The organism is Sphingomonas profundi, from assembly GCF_009739515.1.
GTDB lineage: Bacteria > Pseudomonadota > Alphaproteobacteria > Sphingomonadales > Sphingomonadaceae > Alterirhizorhabdus > Alterirhizorhabdus profundi.
Genome location: NZ_CP046535.1, coordinates 3924931 through 3949655 on the forward strand (window position 1 = coordinate 3924931; position 24725 = coordinate 3949655).

General features: G+C 64.3%; 17 protein-coding genes and 6 pseudogenes. 12 read left to right on the forward strand and 11 right to left on the reverse strand.

Annotated elements, in window-relative coordinates:
- The first annotated feature begins 16 nt into the window (after positions 1–16).
- From GNT64_RS18590 to GNT64_RS18600, 3 genes and pseudogenes are all read left to right on the forward strand, one after another.
- The gene (locus GNT64_RS18590) at positions 17–1936 is read left to right on the forward strand and encodes a linalool dehydratase/isomerase domain-containing protein (protein WP_156680873.1); all 1920 of its coding nucleotides are present in this window, start codon (positions 17–19) and stop codon (positions 1934–1936) included.
- A gap of 337 nt (positions 1937–2273) precedes the next feature.
- Complete coding sequence (locus tag GNT64_RS18595; protein ID WP_156680874.1) at positions 2274–4694, forward strand: TonB-dependent receptor; 2421 nt, start codon at positions 2274–2276, stop codon at positions 4692–4694.
- Between the two features lie 135 nt (positions 4695–4829).
- Positions 4830–5047, forward strand: a pseudogene (locus GNT64_RS18600) (transposase); the annotation flags it as partial.
- Positions 5048–5103: 56 nt separating this feature from the next.
- On the opposite strand, the gene GNT64_RS18605 reads toward GNT64_RS18600, so the two are convergent.
- The gene (locus GNT64_RS18605) at positions 5104–5307 is read right to left on the reverse strand and encodes a helix-turn-helix domain-containing protein (RefSeq protein WP_156680875.1); all 204 of its coding nucleotides are present in this window, start codon (positions 5305–5307) and stop codon (positions 5104–5106) included.
- A 115-nt stretch (positions 5308–5422) separates the two neighbouring features.
- Between GNT64_RS18605 and GNT64_RS18610 the strand changes: the two genes are divergently transcribed.
- Positions 5423–6376, forward strand: a complete 954-nt coding sequence (locus tag GNT64_RS18610) for a restriction endonuclease (protein WP_156680876.1) — start codon at positions 5423–5425, stop codon at positions 6374–6376.
- A 146-nt stretch (positions 6377–6522) separates the two neighbouring features.
- On the opposite strand, the gene terL is transcribed toward GNT64_RS18610, so the two are convergent.
- The 7 genes from terL to GNT64_RS21660 all read right to left on the reverse strand — a co-directional run bounded on the left by terL (position 6523) and on the right by GNT64_RS21660 (position 13954).
- Entirely contained in the window at positions 6523–7932 is a 1410-nt protein-coding gene (gene terL, locus GNT64_RS18615) for a phage terminase large subunit (protein WP_156680877.1), read from the reverse strand.
- Positions 7929–8360, reverse strand: a complete 432-nt coding sequence (locus GNT64_RS18620; protein ID WP_156680878.1) for a DUF5681 domain-containing protein — start codon at positions 8358–8360, stop codon at positions 7929–7931. Before GNT64_RS18620 ends, terL begins: the two co-directional genes overlap by 4 nt.
- A gap of 1 nt (position 8361) precedes the next feature.
- On the reverse strand, positions 8362–9756 hold the full coding sequence (locus GNT64_RS18625; protein WP_156680879.1) for a DNA modification methylase: 1395 nt from the start codon (positions 9754–9756) through the stop codon (positions 8362–8364).
- Between the two features lie 1009 nt (positions 9757–10765).
- Positions 10766–12424, reverse strand: coding sequence for a recombinase family protein (locus tag GNT64_RS18630; RefSeq protein ID WP_156680880.1), 1659 nt, complete (start codon positions 12422–12424; stop codon positions 10766–10768).
- Positions 12417–12866: a DUF2924 domain-containing protein gene (locus tag GNT64_RS18635; protein ID WP_156680881.1), complete on the reverse strand. Its 450-nt coding sequence runs from the start codon at positions 12864–12866 to the stop codon at positions 12417–12419. The genes GNT64_RS18630 and GNT64_RS18635 overlap by 8 nt, the downstream gene beginning before the upstream one ends.
- A 2-nt stretch (positions 12867–12868) precedes the next feature.
- Positions 12869–13387, reverse strand: a complete 519-nt coding sequence (locus GNT64_RS18640; protein ID WP_156680882.1) for a DUF3489 domain-containing protein — start codon at positions 13385–13387, stop codon at positions 12869–12871.
- A gap of 240 nt (positions 13388–13627) precedes the next feature.
- Complete coding sequence (locus GNT64_RS21660; protein ID WP_197277104.1) at positions 13628–13954, reverse strand: hypothetical protein; 327 nt, start codon at positions 13952–13954, stop codon at positions 13628–13630.
- A gap of 126 nt (positions 13955–14080) precedes the next feature.
- On the opposite strand from GNT64_RS21660, the pseudogene GNT64_RS18650 reads away from it, so the two are divergent.
- The 3 genes and pseudogenes from GNT64_RS18650 to GNT64_RS22330 all read left to right on the forward strand — a co-directional run bounded on the left by GNT64_RS18650 (position 14081) and on the right by GNT64_RS22330 (position 16691).
- A pseudogene (locus GNT64_RS18650) lies at positions 14081–15512 on the forward strand (IS1182 family transposase).
- A gap of 147 nt (positions 15513–15659) precedes the next feature.
- A pseudogene (locus GNT64_RS18655) lies at positions 15660–16498 on the forward strand (IS630 family transposase); the annotation flags it as partial.
- Positions 16499–16592: 94 nt separating this feature from the next.
- Positions 16593–16691: a PEPxxWA-CTERM sorting domain-containing protein gene (locus GNT64_RS22330; protein ID WP_156680884.1), complete on the forward strand. Its 99-nt coding sequence runs from the start codon at positions 16593–16595 to the stop codon at positions 16689–16691.
- 156 nt (positions 16692–16847) lie between these two features.
- Here GNT64_RS22330 and GNT64_RS18665 read toward each other — a convergent pair whose 3' ends face one another.
- Complete coding sequence (locus tag GNT64_RS18665) at positions 16848–17285, reverse strand: hypothetical protein (protein WP_156680885.1); 438 nt, start codon at positions 17283–17285, stop codon at positions 16848–16850.
- A gap of 177 nt (positions 17286–17462) precedes the next feature.
- Between GNT64_RS18665 and GNT64_RS22060 the strand changes: the two are divergent.
- Positions 17463–18352 (forward strand): annotated as a pseudogene (locus GNT64_RS22060) (IS3 family transposase); the annotation flags it as partial.
- A gap of 151 nt (positions 18353–18503) precedes the next feature.
- On the opposite strand, the pseudogene GNT64_RS18680 reads toward GNT64_RS22060, so the two are convergent.
- Positions 18504–19537, reverse strand: a pseudogene (locus tag GNT64_RS18680) (IS110 family RNA-guided transposase).
- Positions 19538–19887: 350 nt separating this feature from the next.
- Here GNT64_RS18680 and GNT64_RS18685 point away from each other — a divergent pair.
- The 4 genes and pseudogenes from GNT64_RS18685 to GNT64_RS22335 all read left to right on the forward strand — a co-directional run.
- Entirely contained in the window at positions 19888–20232 is a 345-nt protein-coding gene (locus GNT64_RS18685; protein ID WP_156680888.1) for a hypothetical protein, read from the forward strand.
- Positions 20229–20474 (forward strand): hypothetical protein, encoded by a 246-nt coding sequence (locus GNT64_RS18690; protein WP_156680889.1) that lies wholly within the window; start codon positions 20229–20231, stop codon positions 20472–20474. The genes GNT64_RS18685 and GNT64_RS18690 overlap by 4 nt, the downstream gene beginning before the upstream one ends.
- A 58-nt stretch (positions 20475–20532) precedes the next feature.
- Positions 20533–21486: a tyrosine-type recombinase/integrase gene (locus GNT64_RS18695; protein ID WP_156680890.1), complete on the forward strand. Its 954-nt coding sequence runs from the start codon at positions 20533–20535 to the stop codon at positions 21484–21486.
- A gap of 657 nt (positions 21487–22143) precedes the next feature.
- Positions 22144–22248, forward strand: a pseudogene (locus GNT64_RS22335) (PEPxxWA-CTERM sorting domain-containing protein); the annotation flags it as partial.
- 171 nt (positions 22249–22419) lie between these two features.
- Here GNT64_RS22335 and GNT64_RS18705 read toward each other — a convergent pair.
- Positions 22420–24597 (reverse strand): putative bifunctional diguanylate cyclase/phosphodiesterase, encoded by a 2178-nt coding sequence (locus tag GNT64_RS18705; protein WP_156680891.1) that lies wholly within the window; start codon positions 24595–24597, stop codon positions 22420–22422.
- Between the last annotated feature and the right edge of the window lie 128 nt (positions 24598–24725).

A 24725-nucleotide genomic window follows, 5' to 3' on the forward strand; every position in this document is an offset into this window, starting at 1 on the left:
GTCAGGAGAGATGTCGATGGCGACGATCGCCGATGTAGCCAATGGCGTGCCGACCATAGCCAGCGTGCGCAGCGGGCCGGTGGCGACGTTCCGCCGCCGCACGACCGCCAGCATCTACGTGGCGCTGTGCGCGATCGGCCTCGTCCCCTCGCTGACCGGCGCCTCGCCCGCTTGGCAGGCGGCGGGCCTGGGGCTGTGGCTGCCGGGCGCGGGCTTCCTGGCGCTGGGGCCGTGGGGCCTGCTAGCCACGCTGTTCACCCTCGCTCTCTTCGTCGTCTCGCTGATCGCGTGGTTCGGCGCGGGCATGGTGATCGCACCGCTCGGCGTGTGGCTGGGCGCGCTCGCGCTGGCCGCCGCCGTCGCGCCGGGGGAGGCGTGGCCGGGTGGGGTCTATGCCACCGTGCTGCTGGCCGGCGGTCTCAACGGCTTCATGCTCTACAAGGCGCGGACGAAGCGGGCGGCGGACGTGGCGCAACTGGCCAAGCGCAACGCCTATCTGCCGCAGGCGATGGCGGATCATCGCGAGACGCGCGTGCCGGTGCCCGATGCCGCCGCGCGCGAACTGACGCTCGATCAGCTGCGTTCGCTGCGTTACGCGCTGGATCGCGCGCTCCAGCCGGTCGAGGGCCTCGCCGGCTTCGACAAGGTGGACCAGTTCCAGACGGCGGCGTTGCGCTACCAGATCAACCATCTCGCTTATGCGCTGGCGATGGCGCAATGCCATTATACGCCCAGCTTCCACGGCTATCTCAGCCAGGGCCAGCGCAACCTGATCGAGAAGTATCTGCGGCGCGAGATCTGGAACTACTGGATCTACGAGACGGCGTGGGGCCACCTGAACTTCACCAATTTCGATCCCGCCGGGCGGGACAACGTGATGCTGACCGGCTTCTTCGGCATCCAGGTGGGCCTGTACATGTCCAATACCGGCGACCGGCGCTATGTCGAGCCGGGCAGCCTCACCTTCAAGCTGAACGAGAAGACGCAGTATCGCCACAGCTTCAAGAATATGGCGGAATCGATCATCGAGAATTTCCGGACCTCGGCCTTCTGCCTCTATCCGTGCGAGCCGAACTGGATCTACCCGATCTGCAACCATTACGGCATGACGACGGTGACGTTGTACGACCGGCTCTACGGCACATCGCACGTGCGGGAGCTGCTGCCCAACTGGCTGCACATGCTGGATACCGAGCTGACCGACCAGAAGGGTTCGCCGATCGGCCTGCGTTCCAGCCTGGTCGGATGGACGCCGCCGGTGCCCTCGTTCGACGGGCTGTACGTGCCTTATGCCAATACCTTCGTGCCGGATCGTGCCGAGCGCCTCTGGGCCAATGCGCGCACCGAGATGGGGCCGCTGATCGCCGCCGGGGAGGATGGCCGCGAACGCCTCACCCTGCCAGGCAAGGGCGCGGACTTCGGCAATTACCGCACGGGCCACGGCCTCACCTATGCGCAGCTGATCGCCGGCGCGCGGGAGATGGGCGACTATGGCTTCGCCGAGGCGTGCGAGCTGGCGCTGGACGAGGTGTGCGCGCCGATGATCGTGGATGGCGTGCGCCGCTACGAGAAGGCGTCCAACCTGGCCAACGCCCATATTGCCGACGCGCTGATTCACCGCCGCGAGGATTTCCGCATCGCCGTCCGCGAGGGACCGGCCGAGAGCGCTCTGCGCGGCCCGATCCTGGGCGATGCGCGCTATCCCGACGTGCTGGTGGCGCGCGCGTTCAGCCATGGCGAGGATCTGGAGCTGGTGCTGTATCCGAATGCGGAGGCCGGCCGGCAGATGCTGGGGCTGGAGCGGCTGCTGGCCGGGCGCGCCTATGATTGCGCGGCGGTGGAGGGCGGCCGCTTCTTGGCCGATGCCGCCGGGCGGGCGAGCATCCAGGTGATGCTCGACGGCCGCACCGCCATCCGCATCGCGCCGGCCGGCTGAACAGTGTCACGCGAAGGGGTGTGGCAGGCCGGCGCCGGCAACGGTGCCCGCCACAGGACCCCTGCGCGATACGAAAAACAATTATAAGGCGAGACTATCAATCGTATCGACAATCAATTGGCCGGTAGAGAATAACCGGATTACGAGAAAAGACCTTTCGACAGGGTGCAATAGACGTTCACGCCGGTGCTCGCCGCCGTCCCATGTCCCGCTTCGCGTCGCTTATATCTGAGAACCTGACGGCAGGGTGTGGCGGAATGCGCGCCGGCTCGGCGCAACAACATGATAATCGGAGGTCGACTTCATCAGGAGCGATCCCGCAACAGGGAGCAAGAGGATGTTTCGGATCGGTATGCAGCCCCGCCGTCGCGACTGGCTCGGCGCGAGCGCCTTGTGCCTCGTGCTGGCGGCCACCCCGGCGATCGCGCAGGACACCGCCGCCTCGCCGCCGGGCGATATCTCCACCCGCGAGGTGCTCGACACGCCGGCATCCAGCGGCGACATCATCGTCACCGCGCGCAAGAAGGACGAGCGCCTGCTGGACGTGCCGGTCGCGGTGACGGCGCTCGGCTCGGCCGATCTCAACCGCTATGCCTCCACCAGCCTCAGCAAGATCGGCGAGCAGATCCCGCAGGTGGCGTTTGACAAGGTGGGCGGCGGCGGCAACGGCGCGACCTTCTCGGTGCGCGGCGTCGGCTCCGCGTCCGGCGACAAGGGCATCGAGCAGACGGTGGCGGTAAATATCGACGGCGTCCAGTCCAGCCGCGGCAAGCTCTCCATCCTGTCTTTCTTCGATGTGCAGCAGGTGGAGGTGCTGAAGGGGCCGCAGGCTTTGTTCTTCGGCAAGAACAGCCCGGGTGGCGTGATCTCGGTCCGCTCGGTCGATCCGGGCCGCACGCTGGAAGGGTATGCCCGCGCGGGTTATGAGTTCAAGGCGAACGAGCGCTTCGTGGAAGGTGCGATCGGCGGCCCGCTCAGCGATACGCTCGGCCTGCGCATCGCCCTGCGCGGCAGCAAGCAGCGCGGCTGGATCCGCAACAATGCGGTGGCCGGGCCGAGCCCGTTCGATCCCGCCAACCCGCTGGTGCCGGCCGATCGCTATGCCCCGGCCGAGAAGAACGTGCTGGGCCGGGCGACCCTGCTGTGGAAGCCCACGGAGGATTTCAGCGCCAACCTTAAGGTGTTCCTGGCCGACGTTAAGGAGAATAACGAGACGGCGTGGCAGGTGAAGTGCGGCCCCGGCACCGTGCCGAGCGACTTCGGCGTTCCCGATCCGAACAACGACTGCAAGGTGGACGGGAACCGCTCTGCCGGTGCGCTGCCGCCGGCCGTGGCGCAGGGTTATCCCGGCGCGCGGGACGGCCAGCCTTATGCCGATACGCGCGCGGCGCTTTCGTCCCTCACGCTCAACTATGATGCCGGGCCGCTCGGCGTGACGTCCGTCACCGGCTTCTACATCTTCAACACCAAGCCGTTCGATAATTTTGACGGCACGGTCTTCGCCCGCCAGGTGGGCTTCAATCCGGAGCGGACGCGATCCTTCTCGGAGGAATTGCGCGTCGCCTCCAGCTTTGACGGACCGCTCGACTTCACCGCCGGCGCTTATTTCGAGACGCAGAAGCGGCATTCGGCCGGCTACGGCACCACCGGGGATTTCACCGCCGATCCGCGCAACGGCCAGACGAACACGTGGAGCCGGCTCGATCGCGCCACCACCGATACCTATTCGGTGTTCGGCCAACTGAGCTACGCGATCACCGACACGCTCGATCTCACCGGCGGCGCGCGCTACACCAACGAGCGCAAGAAGCTGAACATCGGCAACGCCTTCATCAACACCGGCCAGTTCCTGGCGCCGGGCGTGCCGGCGGCGGTGCTGTTCCTACCGGAAGGGATTTTCATCGACACCAGCCGATCGGACAACAATGTCTCGCCCGAGGCGACGCTTACCTGGAAGCCGCGCCAGAACCTGATGATCTACGGCGCTTACAAGAGCGGCTTCAAGTCCGGCGGCCTCTCCAGCTCCAGCATCCTGGCGGCTAGCGCCACGCGGGAGAATTTGCGCTTCCGCCCGGAGAAGGCTAAGGGCGGCGAAATCGGCGCGAAGGGCGAATTCTTTGATCGCCGCTTCACGATCACCGCCGCGATCTACCGCTATACCTATACCGATTTGCAATCCACGTCGTTCGATGCGGTGAACTTCGCTTTCCGCATCAAGAACGCCGGTGCGGCCCGCACGACCGGCGCCGAGATCGACCTGCAGCTGCGTGTCAGCGAGGCGCTGAGGCTTACGGCTGCGGCCGGCTATAACCGGGCCCGTTACACCGATTTCGTCGGCGCCGACTGTTATGCCGGTCAGACTGTGGCGCAAGGCTGCATCAACGGTTTGCAGGATCTCACCGGCGAGCAGCTGCCACGCGCGCCCAACTTCGCGGGAAATGCCGGTTTCATTTACGATTCTCCGATCACCGAGGGCATCGGCCTCGGGCTGACCGGCAACGCGGCCTATACCGACTCCTACTGGATCAACACGACCAACAATCCGCTGGCGCGGCAAGGTAATTTCTGGCGGCTGAACGCGAGCGTTCGCTTGCACGAGACGGACGACAAGTGGGAGCTGGCGTTCATCGGCCGCAATCTCACCAACAAATATTATGGCGTTTACGCACCGGACAAGCCGGGCGACGGGGTCGGTCAGGTGCTGATCGGGACGGCTCGACCGCGTGAGTTGCTACTTCAAGGTACCGTGCGGTTCTGATGTGACATCTGTTCGATTAGCTGAAATATAGTGTTGCAATTAAGGTAGCAGGTCGCTGTTCACTCGACGCAGCGGCGTTGCTGCTGAACCGTCCCGGGCTTGTCGGAGGCTCCAACTCCTGAGAAAGGTGGAGCCATGAGCAAGACGACGAACAAGTTTGCGCCTGAGGTTCGCGAGCGCGCGGTTCGGATGGTTTCGACCACGTTCCTCAGACGCTGCATTAGTGGGTGAAGAAGGCCGAGGTCGACAGCGGCAAGCGCGGTGGTGTTCCGACCGAAGTGGCCGACAAGGAGAAGGCGCTGGAGCGCGAAGTCCGCGAACTGCGGCAGGCCAGCGATATCCTCCGCAAGGCATAGGCCCCTGCTCGAACGCGGACAATACGCCGTGTAGCCGCGTTATCTTGTCCATCTCAGGCAAGCAGTTCAGCCGATGCTACCCCGAGCGGCTTTGCGAGCTTCTCGACGATCAGGATGGTGGGATTGCGCGCGCCGCGTTCGATATCGCTGACGTACGTGCGGTGGATGCCGGCTTCATGAGCAAACGCCTCCTGGCTCCAACCCTTCGCTTCGCGAAGTCGGCGCAGGTTTCGTCCGAGGCGCTGCCGTATATCCACGGTAGCCCAGAGACGCGCCTGTCGCTGAACGATCTACAGACGATGAGAGACATTCGAGTTGACTGTGCGCCTGTGCCGAGCAAGGTCGGTGTCACTTATAGACGACAGGATGGTCATGACCGACACCACGCCGACCCACATCGCTCCAGCGAACATCCGCTACATAAAGCTTGGTGCCGGCGGCCGCTGGGAGGCCACCTCCCTGGATGGTGCCCGCATTGACTATGGCTTTGCCACGGACGATCATGCGCGTGCCGCCGCTGGTGACTGGGATGGCCTCAAAGCGACCTATATCGCCGCTGGCGTCGCTGCCGCCACCGCCAGCGGCTACGTCCGCGAGATGCGCGACTTCTACACGCTAGGCACCGACACGCTCTGGATCACGTTCGCGCGCGGCTTCTTGTGGTGGGCCTTCGCCGAAACGGGAGTCATTTTTCGAGGCGATGAGACGCGTACGGAAGGCAGCCGCTACCGTCGCACGATCGGGCCGTGGCGCAACACCGACATCTTGGGCCGGGCGCTCGCCTTGCATGGCCTCAGCACGGTCCTGACGCAGCTTGCCGGCTACCCTCGCACGATATGCAGCGTGGCAGCCTCGGACTATCTGCTGCGGCGGATAAACGCCGCGGAAGAGCCGGCAGTGGCGGCGACGCGTGCTGCGCGTATGTCGCTTATCACCGGCATGGCCGAGCTGATTCGGCTGCTGCACTGGGCCGAGTTCGAGCTGATGGTGGACTTGGTTTTCGCCCGCTCCGGCTGGCGCCGCGTGTCGGTGCTGGGCGGCACGATGACGGACATCGACCTGCTGCTGGAACAGCCCTTTACGGGCGAACGGGCGAGCGTGCAGGTAAAGTCGTCGGCCGATCAGGCGGTGCTGAACGGCTGCCTTGCCGCCTTTGAGGCGAGCCCCCTCTCCTCTCGCTTCTTCTTCGTCTGTCATAGCCCGCACGGCGAGCTGATGGTGCCGCCGGAGCTTGCTGGCCGGGTGCAGGTCATAACGGGCGACACACTCGCTGCGGCAGCCGTCGACGCCGGCCTGATCGACTGGCTGCTCGATAAGGCAGCGTGATGTCGTATTTGCCGGCACGCGGCAGCATAATCCGGTCCTGCGTACGTCTCCACCTCATCGCCGGCGACCATAGAGGGTGGCCTGATCGCTTTGGCTGAGTTGACAAGGGGCATGAGGCGACGTTGCCTCATGCCCCTCTCAGCCGTTTACGTACGGTATGAGAGAATGAAGAAGGTATCTTTCGGTGCGAAGGCATAATCAAGCAGCTGCGAGAGGGCGTCGATCTGATCGTCGTGCGCGCCGTTGGGAAAGCGGCGCACCTCGTTCTGGAACTCCTCCAGCCACGGCGCTTGCGCCGGCAGCAGCACGCGCCCGGCCTCGATCTTAGCCGACTGGATGCGCATGCGGCTCTCCTTGTCGAGCGATCCCGGCTCATAGGCGTTCACCGGATAACCCTCGGCCTTCAGATCCTGGAGAAGGCCGCTGCCGCTGCCCTTGTCCTCGATGAGGATGCGGTTCGGCAGGTACTGTCCGGCAAGATCGATCAGGCTGCGCTTCAGCTCGGGATACTCCACTCGCCGCCGCCAGAGATAATCGAGGTAGCAGCGGTCGTCGACGATGCGCCACACGCCGATCACCGACCAGTCGTTGCGCAGGCCGGCTTTAGAGGCGGTGTCGACGCTGAACACCGTCTCGCCACCCTCCGGCAGCGCGTCGTAGGTACGAAACCAGCTGAGCTTGATCACATCGCCATCGGGGGGCATCGGCGCCTGCTGATACTGCGCCTCGAAGGCCGCCGTCCCCATCTGCCGTTTCAGCCCGCGCAACACCTCCAGCGGCTCGCGCACCGGATCGAGCAGATCGCCAACGCGACGAAGATGGCTGCGCAAGGGCGTGGTCGAGAGAATGAAGCGCTCTTCCGTCACCGCGATCGCGGGCAGGCTGATGTCGAGCCACTCGCCGGTGCGCAGCATGTGGCCCGATAGATCGTCCTCATGCTGCCGCTGCTGCGTTAGGATGATCGAACCCTTGGTCTTCTCGTCGAGGCGGGTAAAGAGTGTCTTCATCGCCCATCCGTACAGCGCATCGCGCGCCGTCTCGGAATAAGCGTCGTCGGCCTTCAGCGGATCGTCGATGATGATGAGATCGCCGCCCTTGCCGGTGAGCGTACCGCCGGTCGAGGTGGCCATCCGCCAGCCTCCCCTGCTCGTGAAATACTGTTCCTCAGCGGCGCGGTTGGGGATGACGGTATCGGGGAACAACCTCCGATACCACGGCGTCTGCATCACTTGTCGCGTCTGACGACTGAAGCTGTTGGAGAGGTTCTGGTTATAGCTGACGACGATGACGCGCTTGGTTGGATCACGGCCGAGGACGAAAGCTGGAAGCGCCACCGAGAGCAGCGTCGACTTCGCCGAGCGCGGCGGAAGGTTGACGATCAAGCGATCGATATCGCCGCCGGCGGCGGCGCGCGCGGCGAAATAGGCGATCGTCTGGTGATGCCAGCCGACGTGAAACTCGCGGTTCGGGTTTATCTCGCGGAACACCCGCTGAGCGAAGGTAAGGAAGTCGGTGCGCATCAGCGCATCGAGCAGGCGATTGGGGGCGATGTTCATTCATCTTCTTCCGGGTTGGGGGTGGGATTGATGATCGCGGGGCCGAGCAAGCCACGAGCAAGTGCATCGGCCAGCAAGCGTGCGTCTTCTTCAAGGAGCGCCGGCATCTGATCGGGCCGGATCTCGGGCGGGCTATATTCAGCCACCTTGTCGAGGAAGCGCTCGGCGGCACGCTGATCGCCCTTGAGGGCCTTCTCGCGCTGCTTGCGGAGCACCGCTTCCACGGTCGATATCCGGCGCTGCCGGTCGTTGATCGTCGCTGTGACGGGCAGCGCCGCCACCTCGCGATAGATTGTTGCGATGTTCTTCGCGCCTTTCGGCCGCCCGGGCCCTGGCCGGTCGCCTGAAAATCGGCTGGCCCTTGAACCGGCGCTCTGGCCACGGCCATCGGGTATGCCGCTGGCGAGCAATTTTGGGGGCTTCGCCATCTTACTCTTCTCCGTCGGCGGCATCGGGGATTGTCAAAGGTTCCGTACTCAGCCGATCGGCGCAGACCTCGGCATAGGTTTGCCCGGTGGCGGCAAGCACCGCGCGTGCCCCGCCCACCGCCTCGAACCGCTCGATCGTGACATCGACGAACATCGGCGACAGCTCGCACAGGAAGGCATCGCGCTCGGTCTTTTCGGCGGCGATCAGCGTGGTGCCGCTGCCCCCGAAGCAATCGAGCACCGCATCGCCGGGGGCCGTCACGTCGAGGATCAGATCCGCGATCATGGCAACGTTCTTCACCGTGGGGTGCATCTTCAGCGCCTTACGCCCGCCCGGCATGCTCATCACGCCGGGATAGCTCAGCACGTTCGAGCGGTTGCGGCCGTAGCGGCCCAGCATCAGGTTGTTGCAGTGCTTGCCCTTGCCGTGCTTGAAGACGGCGACGAGCTCATGGCCTGACCTGTAAAAGCTGCCGAGCCCGGCTGCCGCCTTCACCCAGACCAGCAGCTGCTTATAGGTGAGGCCTGCCATCTGTCCGGCGGCGAGCAGCTCGCCGAGATGGGCATGATCCATAAAGACATAGACGAGCGCGCCATCGGCCAGCACCGGCTGCGCGGCGCCGATGAAGCCGGTCAGGAAATCGGTGAAGGCGGCGGGCTTCATCTCGCCCGCCGCCATCGCGAACGAGGCGTGGCGACCGGTCGTCGAAATAGATCGCACTGGCACATTATAGGGCGGATCCGTCAAAAGCTGCTGCACCGCACGGCCATCAACGAGTTCGGCGATGACGGCGGCATCGATGGCATCGCCGCAGATGATCCGGTGGCGGCCGCACAACCAGACGTCGCCTATGCGGGTGACGGCGATGCGCGCCGGATCTGGCTCGCCGGTATCATCAAGATCGTTCAGCTCCTGCGTCCGCATGCGTCCGGCGAGGGCATCGATCTCGCCGATGGCGAAGCCGCTGTCGGTCAGATCGAGCTCCGGTTCGGTCAGTCGCAGTTCCTCGAACTCGAGGTTCAGCGCGGCATCGTTCCACTCGCTCTCCTCGCCGATCTTATTTTCAAAAATCGCGAAGAGGCGCAGCTGCTCGTCCGTCAGGTGCGCGATGCGGATGGCCGGCACCTGATCGAGGCCGAGTAGCAGCGCCGCGTCGAGGCGGGCCTGGCCCGCGACGATCGTGCAGGCTTCATCCACCAGCAGCGGCACGTTGAAGCCGTGCCGCTCGATACCGGCGGCAAGTTTGGCGATCTGGGCCTTGCCGTGCTGCCTCAGCCGCCGGCTAGCCGGAACGATGCTCCTGGTTGGCAGATACTCGATATGCAGCCGGATCCCGGCGAAGTTCGCTCGCGAGACTACCTTGTCCGACGTTGTAGATAATAGCCTTGCACGCATTCGCCGACCTCCAAAAGGTCGCCTTCACGCGCGGGGACGAGAAAGCGGCCGCTCGAAATCCGGGCACCGGCCAGGATGACAGAAAACGGGAATCTTTCTACGTCCAGTCGAGCCATAGGCCCGACACACGCCATCTATAAAGGACCGGAAGCTGCGGTCAATACTTCTATCGAGACAAAAAAATTTGCAGAACACATCGACGGAGGGTGTTGTCGCTAAGACACACCATGTCATTACGCCTGGAGGGTCGGCTAGTTTACATTCGTTGTTGTCAAGCGAAAGCAAATGACGACCATCCGGCGCGGTAGAGCCCTTGAGGGCATCGACTGGAAGCTGGATGAGCGTCGATGTTTCATGAGATCGTCTGCAAGCGCTGGGTTGAGCGGCGTCGGCCATGCGGCAGCGTTGGAAGCCTGCATCGGTGGGGCGGGCGGCTGAAATCGGCGATACTTGACGAGATCGACGAGGCGGAACCGACCCAACTCATGAATTATAACCAGCCGCGATAGAGCTATGGTTCCGCAAGACACCCGAAACGGACGTTCTCTCCGTTATGACGACGAAGATGGTCGATTCTTGGGGCAGCATGTCCGTTTAGCCGCGCAAGGAAAAGCTTTGTCCGTCTCCAGACTTATCAACGCATTAAGCGTACGCACCACCCGCAGCGCAGATGCCAATTAGCGATTTATCCGTTATTTCCCGTTATAAATGGAGAACGGATCAGCCCGAGACGAGTTCGCAGCCGACTGGGTGGCGCACCACCCAGTACAGAATGTCCAAATAACTCGCCCTTATGGGCGGCGGGTGCCGGAAAGTGGCGCGGTTCTGCGGGTTTTCGCGGACCGATCACTGACGTCGTGGACAGAGACGCCGGGCTGGAACAGTGCTTTAGGCTGTTCTGTCGCGACCGTCTCTTCATGCCCGTTTGGTGTCCACGTTCTCAGTCGGGCGCCGAAACGGAAAACAGCGCGACCTTAGTCGCGCCGTTCGAAAATCGCCGGGTTGGGCGTCAGTCGAAGCCGAGCGCCACCCGCTGTTCATCCCAGGCGATGGGCAGCTCCGCGACCCGGAGCAGCGCGCGGCTGGTCAGTTCAACCGGGTGACGACCTTCGAGGATCGTCGTGATGATGTCGGGTGCGAGGAAGCGGAGCCGGGCGAGTCGGGTAAGATGCCGACGCGTGATCGTATCGTCCTCACCAGTGTTGAGCTGCTCGTAGGCGGAGCGTCCGCTGGCGAGCAGCTGGATCAGACGGTCGTCGCGCCGGGCCGGCCGCGCATCGGGCACTGCATGGATCAATCGCAGCTCATGCCCCCTGCGCTTCAGCGCGACCGGATGGTGTAGCGTGATCGTTGCGTCAGGCCCGACGCTGTCGAGTCTGACCGCTCGCGCGAGTCTGTGCCGATCCAGCCTGATCGTGATGCTGTCGGTAGTCAGGGCCGCCCGGACATCAAGCTGCTCAAGCAGTGCGCGCAACCCGTGCGGCTGTTCGCTCTGCCCGGCAATCTCAGCGCATCGTTCCACGAGCAATGCGCTGGCACGCCCCGTTCCAAGCTCGGCCGCGACCCGATCGGGATCTTGCAAGAAGCGCAGCATGCTACCCGACACGATAGCGTCGAGATCGCCGGCGGGGATCCGCCGCGCACGCTCACCGCTGCCCTCCGGCGGCCTGGAGACATAGTAGCGGTAGCGCCGCCCGGCCTTGTTGGCATGCTCGGTCGCCATCGGCGTGCCGTGTTCGTCTCGGAGGATGTGCCCAAGCAGGCTGCGCTCGCCGGTATGCGGGCGGGGCACGTTGCCGGCGAGCAGCGCCTGCGCCGCGTCCCACAGGTCGTGCGGCACGATCGCCTCATGCTCGCCGTCATACACCCGGTCGCCGTGCGGGATGCGGCCGCTGTAGAGCACGTTGCGCAGCAGATAGCCGAGCGCCCCGGCGCTGTACGGCGTGCCACCGGTGACCCGACCATCGCGCATCGTCCGGCGCTTCGAGACGATGCCGCGTGGCTTGAGGTCGGCGGCCAGCGCGTTCAGCGACTGGAGAATGGTATAGCGCTCGAAGATCAGCCGCACCGTCACGGCTTCGGGTTCGTCGACGATGAGCTTGCGCGCAACGACGTCATAGCCGAGCGGCACCGGCCCGCCCATCCACATGCCCTTCTTCTTCGAGGCGGCGATCTTGTCGCGGATGCGCTCGCCGGTGACCTCGCGCTCGAACTGGGCAAAGGAGAGCAGGACGTTGAGCGTGAGGCGCCCCATACTGGTCGTGGTGTTGAACGCTTGCGTGACCGATACAAAGCTGGCCCCCCTGGCATCGAGCACCTCGACGATCTTGGCGAAGTCAGACAAGGCGCGGGTCAGCCGGTCGACCTTGTAGACGACGATGACGTCGACCCGGCCGCTCTCGACATCGGCGAGCAGGCGCCTGAGCGCGGGCCGCTCCATGTTGCCGCCCGAAAAGCCGCCGTCGTCGTAGACCGCCGGCAGGAGCGTCCAGCCCTCGTGGCGCTGGCTGGTGACGTAGGCGGCGCATGCCTCACGCTGGGCGTCGAGCGAGTTAAACTCCTGCTCCAGTCCTTCCTCGGACGACTTGCGCGTGTAGATCGCGCAGCGGATCTGGCAGACCACGCTACCGGCGGCGTTCGGTGCGGCGCGAGGTCCGCGCTTAGCCATGGGCCGCTCCCTGCCGCGGCGGCATGCTCGGTCGCCTAAGCCCGAAGAAGCGCGGTCCCGACCAGCGCGCGCCCGTAATCGCCTGCGCGACGTGACTTAGCGAGCGGTAGCGCCGATCCTCGAACATCAGGCCATCGTCCGTCACGAGCACCGTATGCACGATGCCGTTCCATTCGCGCACCAGCCGCGTGCCGGGCTTGAGGCGGATCTCCAGCTCCGGCGGCTCGGCGTCCGGGTCACGGGCCAACGCGTCGAGCATGCGCTCGGCAGCGGGGGGCAGGCCGCCGTGCATTTGCTCCTGCAGGTGGTAGCCAATCGCGCGGCGGAGCAGCGAGGCCGGCAGGTCGGACCCCTCCTCGTCGAACGTTTCGCGCCACCGTTGCCGCAGCTCCGCCGGCGCCAGCGTCGCCAGCGTGCGCAGCGTATCGTCGAGCCTCGCCATGATCAGGCGACCCCGGCGAGGTGGTAGCGGGTGCCGCCCTCTCCCTTGAGGGTGACGATGGCATGCCCCTGCTTGCGCAGACCGGTAAGCGCCGCCCGCGTCGAATGCGGCAGCCAGCCGGTCGCGGCCACCAGTTCGGCAAGACTGGCGCCGCCGTTGGCGCGCAGCAGGTCGAGCACCAGTGCCTGCTTGGTCGGCGGCGATGCGGCGGCGACCGCCTCCTCGACCGGCGGCACGTCGTCGCTCAGCGGCGCGTTGCTCGCCTCCTCGGCGGCGATGGCGGCGCGTCCGGCATCGGTGAGGACGACACCAATCCGGCGCGCCTCTTCCTCTCGCCACGCGGCGGCGGCATCGGCGACATCGATCTCCTGCGCTAGCGTCCGCTTGATTAGCGTGATGATGGCCTTGCGGATGCGGGTGGCCTGGTCGCCGAGGCTGCCCGGTGGCGGCAACAGGCTGCCATCAGCGCGCTGGCAGGCGCTGGCGAGCAGGACGAGCTGCATTTCGGTAAGGCGGGGCATGGTGGTCTCCTTGCACGCGAGGCGAGCACCAGCGCCGCCTCCCACCACCCACGGCCCCGCCGGTCAGCCGGTCGGGGCTAGCCGCGTCGTATGCGGCTCCTGTCCTGGACACAGCGATTGCTCTGGTTCGCCCCCAAGTCGAATGGAAAGTGCTAGGCGGACGCCAGGCAGGCGCAAGGTTCTCACCGCGACCGCAACTGTGCTGCTCGAGGCGGCAGCAGCTCCGCGAACATGAGGCCTTCACCCGTCGAAAAGCTGGGTATGGACTTGGCGAACGTCTCCCGGCTTCGTCGGCGCATGGACGAACCATCCCCTGCATCGCCACATGACGAGCTGCTGCGACAGCTCTTCTACCTGCTGACGGCGCGGTTTGAGGATGGCGCCACCCTTGCGGCCGATGGGCAAGCCGGAAGCATCGCGCCAGACGCACGGATCGCGCTCGCCGACAAGCTGCACACGCTCGCCCAGGAAGCGATGATCCTGGCTGATGCCGTGGTGGCGCTTGGCGGGATCTCGCCATTGAGGGGCGAGCGTCGCATCGACTGACATATGGCAGTCGTCAAACATGCCTCAACGTCAGTTCTCGGCACACATCCTTACCTGTCTGCAGCTCCGATCCTCGGGTAAAGCTGGCGGAGGCTGTGTGGAAACGCGCCGATGTGATAGTATCCCGGTGCTGATGGAGGCGCTGGGATGGCCTGTTTCATCGAAGGTCGTAATCTTCGAGAAGGGTTGCTATTTCCGAACTGCATCGACGACTATGTGGGCGAAGACAGCCCGGTGCGGGTGGTCGACGTATTTGTCGATGAGCTGGACCTGACGGCGCTCGGCTTTGATTGCGCGGCGACGACGGGTCGGCCGGGCTATCATCCGGCGACGATGCTGAAGCTCTACGTCTACGGCTATCTGAGCCAGGTGCAGTCGAGTCGGCGGCGGCTGGAGCGCGAGGCGGGCCGCAATGTCGAGCTGATGTGGCTGACCGGCAGGCTGGCGCCCGACTTCAAGACCATCGCCGACTTCCGCCGCGACCATGGGGTTGCGATCCAGGCGGCGTGCGCCGGTTCGTGCTGGTGTGCCGCAACCTTGGGCTCATCGCCGGTGGCACGAACGCGGTGGACGGCAGCCGGCTGCGGGCGGTGAACGCGCGCGATCGCAATTTCACGCCCGTCACGATCCGGCGCCGGATGGAGCAGGTGGACGCCAGCATCGTGCGTTACCTCGGCATGCTTGACCGCCGACCGGCAGGAAGGCAAGGCAGCCGAACTGCGTACCGCAAGGCTGACGACGCGGCTGGGCGAACTCCGCCGGCAGATGCGCGAGCTGGCAGCGATGGAAGAGGCGGTGATGGCCTTGCCCGAGGGGCAGATCTCGCTCACCGACCCGGACGCGCGCGCAATGGCGTCCGCCGGCACCGGAACAGGGCTGGTCGGTCACAACCTGCAGGCGGCGATCGACACCGAGAGCCACATCGTCGTCGTCGTCCACGAGATCCTCAACCTCGGCCATGACCGTACGTCGCTAGCAGCCATGGGCCGGCGAGCATCGGAGGCGACCGGTACGCCCGCGCTCACCGTGCTCGCCGACCGCGGCTACTTCTCAGGCTCGGAGGTGCTCGCCTGCGCGAAGGCCGGCATCACGGCCGTGTGCGCCAAGCCGCTCACCTCCGGTGCTAAGGCGGGCGGACGCTTCGGCAAGCATCACTTCGTCTACCACCCGGAGAGCGACACCTATCGCTGTCCTGCCGGTGGGACGCTGACCCGCCGCTTCTCTACCGTCGCGCAAGGTATGAAGCTGCACGGCTTTGCGACGCCCGCGTGCCGTTCCCGCTGCACCCTCAGGGCGAACTGCACCGCCAGCATCGAACGTCGCATCAAACGATGGGAGCACGAGGAGGTGATCGACACCTTGCAGGCCCGCCTCGACCGCTCGCCCGATGCCATGCGCGTCGACGTCGCACGGTCGAGCACGTGTTCGGCACGCTCAAGGACTGGATGGGCCGGAGCCGCTTCAAGACGCGAACGCTGAACAACGTCGCAATCGAAGCCAGCCTCCACGTCCTCGCCTACAACATCAAGCCATCGCTCTCCTCGGCACTCCCAGGCTGATGGCAGCGATGCAGGCCTGAACCTTCGCCCGCCCGTCCCGTGCAATCACTGCTCAACGACTGTTCTCACACAGCCTCGGTGGTAAGCGGGACGGCCGCTTTCGTCCGAACGTGCACATCCAAGCCGGACATGCATCCGGTTCCATCACCGGCGTAACCTCTAAGGGATCGATCCGCTGGCACGACCAGCGCCGGAGCACGGGCGGATATGCCGCCAAGGCTCAGGGCGGCGATACGCGGTCGCGGCGGATCGAGGCGCACCGGGACACGATCCTGGCGCTGCACGGAGCGCGGCGTGACATCACGCTGGACGAGCTGCGCCGCGAGCTTGGCCAAGCGGGCGTGACGGTGGCGATCTCGACGCTGCATCGCTTCTTTGCCCGCCATGGGATCACGCGCAAAAAAAGGTCGGGCACGCGATCGAGCAGGACCGCGCCGACGTCCTGGGCCAGCGCGAAGGCTGGTTCGACGGCCAGCTCGATCTCGATCCCGAGCGGCTCGTGTTCATCGACGAGACCTGGACCGCCACCAATATGACCCGCAGCCACGGTCGCTGTCGCCGGGGCGAGCGGCTGCGGATGGGCTACCCGCACGGCCACCGCAAGACGACCACTCTCGTCGCTGGCCTGCGAATGACCGGCATGGTCGCGCCGATGGTGCTCGACGGTCCGATCAACGGCGACTGGTTCGAGGCCTATGTTGGCCAGGTGCTCGTCCCCGAGCTCAAGTCCGGCGACGTCGTGATCATGGATAACCCGTCCAGCCACAAGCGTGCCGCCGTCGGCACGCTGATCGAGGCCGCCGGCGCCCGCCTGCTGTTCCTTCGGCCCTACAGCCCCGACTTCAACCCGATCGAAAAGGCCTTTGCCCGTCTCAAGGCCATGCTCCGCAAGGCCGGCGAACGCACCGTCTCCGGCCTTTGGCAGCTCATCGGCAAGCTGGTCGATCTCTTCCAGCCGCAAGAGTGCGCCAACTACTTCAGCTCCTGCGGCTATGATCCGAACTGAAAGGAAACCGCTCTAGACATCCCCGTACTGGCGGCTTTGACTTCAGGAAGAAAGTGACGTTCGAGCCGCGGGTATTAGCATTCTCGCGTCAACCATGCCGGAGACATCAACTTGGGCGATGATGATCCTCGGTTTCGGCACTGTCGGGATCGTGATGCGGGGACGAAAAATGATGCCTCGCCAAGCCGCCTAGCCGGAGGGCTTGCCTCCTAAGATCACTGCAGCGAGGTTTGCAGCCTATCGATCCGGAGCCTTGGTGACGATCGCTGGATTGGCATCGGCAACCTCGCTGTTCGCCCAACACCTTGCAGCGGGTGCTGGATCGCGTCACTATGATCGTCGGCCTCGCCTAGCTGACGTCCTTCAATCGGATCGTTCCGGCCTGCAATGCCGCCGGGTAGATCAGGTCGTTTTCTGTTTGGACCCGCGTTTGCACACGCGGCAGCATCGCGGCCGTCGCCTCACAAAACGCCCTCCAATCGTAGGCAATGGCATCGTGGTGCCAATCCGCCAGGTAGTTCAGCCAATCACGGCTGAGCTCCTGAAATGCTGCCTCTAGGTCGATCGCCAGCGTCGTGAGCTTGCCTTCCGCCTGGAGGGCGATCAGGTCGGTATAGATCGCCCGATCCTCATGGCGCAGATGTTCATCCACCTGTGCCGCGAGATCGAGCAGGAGCATGCTGGCCTCGACCGGCGCCGGTATCGCTGTGCGGCACACATGCTCCAGGCCCCGCATTGTGACCGCAATTTGATCGTGCTCGTCGATTAAACGCTTGTAGCTGAGCATGATTGCACCCCCCCCCCGGTGAATGATCGCTTTGTCAGCCATAGCGGCATGGAGCAAGGTCAGCCAGACAGCAATATAGTGGCAGGTTCAGCCTTGACCTGAGCCCATCAAACTGGTCCAATTTTTGTAAGAAATTCCCGGTTAGGTTTGGCAGGTGCCGGACGAGGGAATCCGCCGATGAAGAAGTCGAGGTTCAGCGAACAGCAGATCGCGTTCATTCTTAAACAGGCTGAGGACGGAACGACGGTCGAGGAGGTGTGCCGGAAGGCCGGCATCTCGATCCAGACCTATTACCGATGGCGTAGCAAATACGGTGGGCTCATGCCGTCGGAAATGAAGCGTCTGAAGGTGTTGGAGGAAAAGAACGTCCGCCTAAAGCGACTGGTGGCCAACCTCAGCCTCGACAAGGAGATGCTGCAGGACGTCATCCGCCGAAGAACGTGGGGCCTGGTCGAGCTCGGGAGATCGTCGGCTATTTGCAGGCGAGCTACCAGGTCAGCGAACGGCGAGCCTGCAGCGCGTTTCCGATCAACCGATCGACCCAGCGCTACCAGTCCCGTCGCCTCGATCAGGCCGGCCTCAAGATGCGGATCAAGGAGTTGGCTGCGACCCGTGTTCGCTACGGGTACCGACGCATCCACGTACTGCTTCGGCGAGAGGGCTGGGAGGTCAACCATAAGCGCACCCACCGCCTGTATCGCGAGCTGGGGCTGCAGCTGCGCAACAAGACACCCAAGCGCAAGGTGAAGGCGAAGCTGCGCGACGATCGGACGACTGCAACGGCACCGAACGAGTGCTGGTCGATGGATTTTCTGTCGGACCAGCTTTTCGACGGACGCAAGATCCGCGTGTTGTCGATCGTGGACAACTTCACGCGCGTGTCGCCGGCGCTCGATGTTCGGACGAGTTACCGTGGCGTCGACGTCGTCGAGACGCTCGATCGAATCGCCGCAGCACATGGCCGTCCCAAACGCATTCGTCTGGACACTGGCCCCGAGTTTATCTCGAAGGACCTCGATCTATGGGCGTATCAGCACGACGTGGTGCTTGACTTCAGCCGACCCGGTATGGGAGTTCGCGGACCGGAACCGCATCAGCTTTCCGCCCTTGGCTAGCGCTCGGCCATTCCCTGGTTCTTCCGGCCCCGTCTCACCGACCGTTGTGCCATACCCTCCTTCGACCGCCTACGTCCCCGACGCCTCTGGCCGCTGTCCCGGCTTACGCCGCGACCGCTGCCGGAGCTCTGTAATCCTCGTTTTTGGTCATGACCGCCCAGGCGATGCGCGCCATCTTGTTGGCCAGCGCCACCGAGACGAGCATGCGCGGCTTGCGCGCCAGCATCCGCTCGAGCCATGAACCTGTCGGCGCGCCGCAGACGGTCGCTGCCTGACGACCGACGAGCCGCCGATAATGAGCAGCCGTCGGATGGTGCGCTCCCCCATCTTCGAGATGCGCCCGAGCTTCTGCCTGCCGCCGGTCGAGTGCTGGAGCGGCGCGAGGCCGAGCCACGCGGCGAAGTCGCGACCCTTCGTGAAGGTCTCGGCCGGCGGGGCGAGCGCGACGATCGCGGTGGCGGCGATCGGTCCGATGCCGGGGATGGTCATGAGCCTGCGCGCGACCTCGTCTTCGCGAGCGCGGCGGGCGATCTCCTTGTCCAGGTCGGCGATGCGTTCGTCGAGCCCGGCGAGCATGTCGGTCATGACGCGCAGCATGGCACGCGCCGCCTCCGGCAGCGACGATGCCATTTCCTCCTCGTCGAGGAGGTCGGCGAGCATCCTCACCTGAGCCACGCCGCGCGGCGCCACCCAGCCAAACTCGGCGAGGTGGCCCCGCAGCGCGTTGATCAACTGCGTGCGCTGCCGGACGACGAGATCACGCGTGCGGAACACCATGCCGGCCGCCTGCTGATCCTCGCTCTTCACCGTCACGAACCGCATGCCCGGCCGCTGCACCGCCTCGCAGATCGCCTCCGTATCGACCGCGTCGTTCTTGTGGCGCTTCACGAACGGCTTGACGTAAGCCGGCGGGATCAGACGCACCTCGTGCCCCATCCGCGTCAACTCGCGCGCCCAGTGATGGGCTCCGCTGCACGCCTCCATCGCGACCAGGCATGCCGGTTGTCGTGCGAAGAAGTCGAGCAGCTTGGCTCGGCTCAGCTTGCGGCTGAACACCATAACGCCGCGCTCGTCGGCGCCGTGTGCGTGAAGAACGGTCTTGGCGATATCCAGCCCGATCGTGGTAGCTTCTGACACGGACGCCTCCCTCAGTGGTGCTTCAACACCTCCACTCTGGCACATCGATGCCGTCGGGGGGCGTCCACCCCATCAGCTTTGATCGAGTGGTTTGGCCGCTATCGCGCGGGTATTTGCAAACTTTATAATGTCCCTTATGATATACTCTCGGCATGGTAGGATCGCATTATGGTCGACCAGTGCACCGATCCCATCCCGCGCGCCGTAACGCTGATGCGCCAAGCGATAATCCTGCTCGATCAGGGAGGGGCAGGGTTGGCCGCCTCCCACCTGCAAATGGCGATCGACATGGCTGAAGCGCCAGGCTGTCGTCGGCCGCATAATCGCGCTTGTGACCGCTGGGAGCTGCCATGACCGCATCGTCCGTCCTGAACATTGCCCGCGTCTCCACCGCCGGACTGCTGATCGATCATGGCGAGCGGGAGGAGCTGGTCCACTGGCAGCGGGTGCAGGACATCTCGGTCGGGACGATGAAGGGCTTTAGCGGCGAAAGCCTGTTCGTCATGGCGATCGAGCTGGCCTGCGGTCGCATCCTGATGTGCCGGGAGGACAGCGGCATCTGGCACGAGCTAAACCTGTATGTGGCCGGGCAATTGCCGGCGGTGGTCCCGTTCGACGCCTGGGGGCCAGCCTTGGTGGCCGCGCCTGGCGCGCCTCTGGTGATCTATACCTTCGGCCCAGTGGGGTCGGCATGAGCCGCGTCCGCACGTTCGAAGGCAGCGTCCGGCTTGCCGCCAACCGGTCGGGGCTTCGTGGCAGGCGGGCTCGCCTGGTCAGCCAGCGCGCTCAGCCGGTAGCCCTCCGCGTGCAGCTGATCGCGTTCGCTCGCATCCGTGGCCTTGGTTGCCGCGAGGTGACAACGCATCGCCTCGAAGCGCAGTTGAACAACATCCATTCCGCACCTCATCGTTCGGCGGGTTTGCTGCTGGCAAGCTGACGGAGCGCCCTAGTAAGGGCCACGCGCCCATAGCGTCGTGACCCGGATCAAGGCCAGAATGGACCAGGTAATTACCGCGCCTGCGTTAAGTCTGCCGACCCTGATCGCTAGCGCTGATCCACAAACGCAATCTCGCTTCCTGGAGTTCTTTGCGGCCAACATCCGCAACCCCAACACGCGGAAGGCCTATGCGCGGGCGACGGCGGCGTTCCTCGCCTGGTGCGACGCACGCGGGCTGGCCTCACTCGCCGCCGTGCAGCCGCTCCATGTCGCGGCCTATATCGAGCAGCTGGGCGGCCGAGTGAGTGCACCCACGGTCAAGCAGAACCTGGCTGCGATCCGTCACCTGTTCGACTGGCTGGTGGTGGGTCAGGTGGTGCCGGTGAACCCAGCCGGATCGGTGCGCGGGCCGAGCCACAGCGTGCGCCGCGGCAAGACGCCCGTGCTCGCCCCAGAGGAGGCGCGGACGCTGCTCGACAGCATCGACGTGACGACGCCGGCGGGTCTGCGCGATCGGGCGCTGATCGCGCTCATGGTCTACAGCTTCGCCCGCATCGGTGCGGCGCTACGCATGCGCGTGGAGGACGCCTACACCCAGCAGCGGCGGCTCTGGGTGCGCCTCCATGAGAAGGGCGGCAAGCGGCACGAGATGCCCTGCCACCATAGCCTGGAGGCCTATCTGCACGCCTATATCGACGAGTGCGGGCTGGCAGCCGATCCTAAGCTGCCGCTGTTCCGCACGATCGGCCGCAGGGGTGAGCTGACATCGACGCCGCTGCCTCGTGACAACGCGTTTCAGATGGTGCGGCGGCGGGCGAAGACGGCCGGGATCGCGACGGCGATCGGGAACCACTCGTTCCGTGCCACCGGCATCACCGCCTACCTTAAAAACGGTGGCACGCTGGAGAAGGCCGCGATGATGGCCAATCATGCGAGCACGCGCACGACCCAGCTCTACGATCGACGATCGGACGACGTCACGCTCGATGAGGTCGAAAGGGTGCAGATTTAATTACGCCCCTCGTTTAAGGAAGCCCCGACCAAAACATGCTTGACCGATATCTAAACGACGATGCCGAAAAGTTCCGCTAGTTTCCTCTCCGTAATAAACTTTTTCACTTACAAGTGGTTAATGTTCCGGGACCACGATGCACGCTGCATCGTCGGCCTTGGGGAGTACCTGATGATGCAGATCAAGTTTATCGCGCTAGCCGCCGCCGCTAGCTCAGCCATCATTATGGCAGCAGCTCCGGCCAACGCAGCCTCCATCATCACAGCAATAGGCGCTGATCTCTCACAATCAGACTATAACTTCACGTACAAGGGAACCTCCTTTACCTTTGGTTTTAATGGAGACTACTTTGGTGGCGGTCCTCTGACGATCAGCACGAATAATGGCGGTGAGTTTAATACGATCTTTGGTCAGCCAACCACAAACTTTGCCGATGGCCGGGGCGGGCCAGTGACTTTCGGCCCGACCATGCAATACGCAGCCTTTGATAGTGCTACGCCAATCCGGTTTACTAATGGCGATAACTTTTTCGGGCTCCGCGCGGTAACGAGTCGCGGCACATTTTATGGCTATGGCTTTTCGTCGAACAATGTTCTCAACAGTATTGGTTTCGAGAGCGTTGCCGACGAGACGATCACCGCAAGGCCCGCGATTGGGGCTGTTCCAGAGCCTGCCACATGGGCGATGATGATCGGTGGCTTTGGTATGATCGGTGCCACGATGCGTCGGCGCAAAACTCGAGCATCGGTATCTTACACCTGATTGCTTGGGCTTACGCATGAAGAGGCAGCGCGGCGCTATCCTTTGACCCACTGGAGCGACCGCGAGCCCGATCCAGCCCAGCAAGCGGGATGGGGTGAATCGCCAAAGTTCTGGGCGCGCTGATCCTCGTGGCCAGCATCGCCCAGTTCGCCCTGTCGCTGGCGGACGTATCTAGGCAGCGAGCTGGCGTCTGGCGGCGATGTGAGCACGAAGCTCGATGGCCGGCATCGGCCTGCCATAGCGATAGCCTTGCACGATCCCGCAGCCGCAAGCCCTCAGGATGTCGGCTTGTGCTTCGGTCTCCACCCCTTCCGCGATCACTTCCACGTCAAGGCTGGTCGCAAGATAAACGAGGGCCGTGACGACGGCCGCATCGACCTTGTCGGCACAGATATCGCGCACGAAGCTGCGGTCGATCTTGAGGCGACTGAGGGGGAAGCGTTTCAGCAGACTGAGCGAGGCGAAGCCGGTGCCGAAATCGTCGAAGGCGATCCCGACGCCGAGTTGGCGTAGGCGCCGCAAGGGCGCCAGCATCAGCTCGTCGTGACGCAGCACGATGTTCTCGGTAATCTCCAGTTCCAGCCCTTGCGGTGGCAGGCCGGTGGCGGTGAGAATATGCTCCACGTCCTGCGCCAGCTGGCCGGTGCGGAACTGGGCACCAAACAGGTTAACCCCCATCACCAAGCCAGGCGTCACCGCTCGGAGATGGATTGCTTCGGCGCAAGCGGTCTTCAGCACCCAGGCACCCACTTCAGGCGCCAGCAAACCGCTCTCGATCGTCGGCAGGAAGCGGTCAGGCGCAAGCAGTCCCTGCTCCGGATGTCGCCAGCGCAGCAGCGCCTCGACGCCTAAGAGAGCACCGTCGGCGATGCGGACCTGCGGCTGGTAAAACAGCTCGAACTCGTTCGCGTCGAGCGCGCGGCGTATCTCACCTTCAAAGGCACGCCGTTTGATCGCGGCATCTCGCAACGGCGCTTCGAAGAACCGGCGGCAGTTCCGCCCTTCGGTCTTGGCTTGGTACATGGCGAGATCGGCAGCTGAGAGCAGGTCCTCGGCGTGCACGCCATCCCTTGGGCTGTTGGCGATGCCGATGCTGACACCAATGTGGATTGTTTGCTCTTCTACAAGGAAGGGTTTGCTCATGGAGGCGATCAAACAGTCGGCCTCCGCGCCGACCATCTGCAATTCAGGTCGACCCGGCATGAGGATCGCAAACTCGTCACCGCCTAGCCGTGCAACGGTGTCAATCGGCCGAATGCAGCGAGTGATCCGTTCGGCTACCTCGCGCAAAACGTGATCGCCGGCGGTATGGCCAAGCGTATCATTGACGTTCTTGAAGCCGTCGAGATCGAGCATGAGGATCGCGATGGGTTCAGACGCGCCCGCGCATTCGGCGATGCGCGCGAGCAACACCGCCCGGTTGGGGAGGCCGGTCAAGCTGTCCCGGTGGGCGAGATTGAACAGGCGGGTTTCATTGGCGCGGCGCTCGCTAATGTCGCGAATAATGGCGCCGAAGCTGGCGCGACCGTTCTCCCGCCACATGGAAAGAGACAGCTCGATCGGGAACTCGGTCCCGGCCTCGTTCGTCGCGTCTAGTTCGACGGTCGTGCCGACCAGTCGGGGTGTGCCGCCATTGGCGACCCGGTGAAGGCCGCCACCGTGACCGCCGCGCATGTGCTCCGGCACGATCAGGTCGATACTCGATCCGATCGCGCGTTCCGCCGAAAAGCCGAACAGCCGCTCGCAGCCGGCGTTCCAGAAGGTGATGCGCCCGTCATGATCGGCGCAAATGATACCGTCCGGCGAGGTTGCGGCGATGTTCTCGAAGCGCGACTGGCTGACAGCACCCGCCACGGCCAGCCGCCGCATTTCTAGGCGATCGACGACGATCCCGGCCAGCGACTTGAGGTCGGCGGCTTCACGGGCAGATAAGCCGTTGCGGGGCCGCTGGTCGATGATGCAGAGCGTTCCGATCGCATGCCCGCTCGGCGCCCGCAGGGGTACGCCTGCATAGAAGCGGATGAAGGGCTCGCCCAGCACCAGAGGGTTGTTTGCAAAGCGTAGGTCGAGCTTGGCGTCCGGAACGACGAAGATGTTCTGCTGCGCAATGGCGTGCGCGCAGAAGGAGATATCACGATCGGTGCCGCAGGCATCGATGCCGACGCGAGCCTTGAACACCTGGCTGTCTCGCTCGACGAGCGATACCAGCGCGATCGGTACGTCGAACATGCGGGCGGTGAGCTGAACCAGTTCACTCAGATCGACATCGTCGGTGCCGCTCAGCAGGTCATATTCCGCGAGGGCGGATAGCCGCGCATCCTCATTGAACAGGTGTGGCGCAGTTCGCATTATTCTAGGACCCATTCCCACCTTCAGCCGCTAGGCGCTAAGCGCGAAGTCTCAATAATTGCTTACTCTTAAAGGTGGCTCGGAGAACCTGGACAGCGGGGATGAGTGGATCGCCGGCCTGACGGTAG

What these genes read in the sequence shown, in the direction of transcription:
- GNT64_RS18665 (WP_156680885.1), bottom strand. Translation starts at nt 17,285, where the DNA reads ATGCTCAGCTACAAGCGTTTAATCGACGAGCACGATCAAATTGCGGTC.
- GNT64_RS18640 (WP_156680882.1), bottom strand. Translation starts at nt 13,387, where the DNA reads ATGCCCCGCCTTACCGAAATGCAGCTCGTCCTGCTCGCCAGCGCCTGC.
- GNT64_RS18695 (WP_156680890.1), top strand. Translation starts at nt 20,533, where the DNA reads ATGGACCAGGTAATTACCGCGCCTGCGTTAAGTCTGCCGACCCTGATC.
- GNT64_RS18620 (WP_156680878.1), bottom strand. Translation starts at nt 8,360, where the DNA reads ATGGCGAAGCCCCCAAAATTGCTCGCCAGCGGCATACCCGATGGCCGT.
- GNT64_RS18685 (WP_156680888.1), top strand. Translation starts at nt 19,888, where the DNA reads ATGACCGCATCGTCCGTCCTGAACATTGCCCGCGTCTCCACCGCCGGA.
- GNT64_RS22330 (WP_156680884.1), top strand. Translation starts at nt 16,593, where the DNA reads ATGCCGGAGACATCAACTTGGGCGATGATGATCCTCGGTTTCGGCACT.
- GNT64_RS18590 (WP_156680873.1), top strand. Translation starts at nt 17, where the DNA reads ATGGCGACGATCGCCGATGTAGCCAATGGCGTGCCGACCATAGCCAGC.
- GNT64_RS21660 (WP_197277104.1), bottom strand. Translation starts at nt 13,954, where the DNA reads ATGTTTGACGACTGCCATATGTCAGTCGATGCGACGCTCGCCCCTCAA.
- GNT64_RS18625 (WP_156680879.1), bottom strand. Translation starts at nt 9,756, where the DNA reads ATGCGTGCAAGGCTATTATCTACAACGTCGGACAAGGTAGTCTCGCGA.
- GNT64_RS18705 (WP_156680891.1), bottom strand. Translation starts at nt 24,597, where the DNA reads ATGCGAACTGCGCCACACCTGTTCAATGAGGATGCGCGGCTATCCGCC.
- GNT64_RS18595 (WP_156680874.1), top strand. Translation starts at nt 2,274, where the DNA reads ATGTTTCGGATCGGTATGCAGCCCCGCCGTCGCGACTGGCTCGGCGCG.
- GNT64_RS18690 (WP_156680889.1), top strand. Translation starts at nt 20,229, where the DNA reads ATGAGCCGCGTCCGCACGTTCGAAGGCAGCGTCCGGCTTGCCGCCAAC.
- GNT64_RS18610 (WP_156680876.1), top strand. Translation starts at nt 5,423, where the DNA reads ATGACCGACACCACGCCGACCCACATCGCTCCAGCGAACATCCGCTAC.
- GNT64_RS18635 (WP_156680881.1), bottom strand. Translation starts at nt 12,866, where the DNA reads ATGGCGAGGCTCGACGATACGCTGCGCACGCTGGCGACGCTGGCGCCG.
- terL (WP_156680877.1), bottom strand. Translation starts at nt 7,932, where the DNA reads ATGAACATCGCCCCCAATCGCCTGCTCGATGCGCTGATGCGCACCGAC.
- GNT64_RS18630 (WP_156680880.1), bottom strand. Translation starts at nt 12,424, where the DNA reads ATGGCTAAGCGCGGACCTCGCGCCGCACCGAACGCCGCCGGTAGCGTG.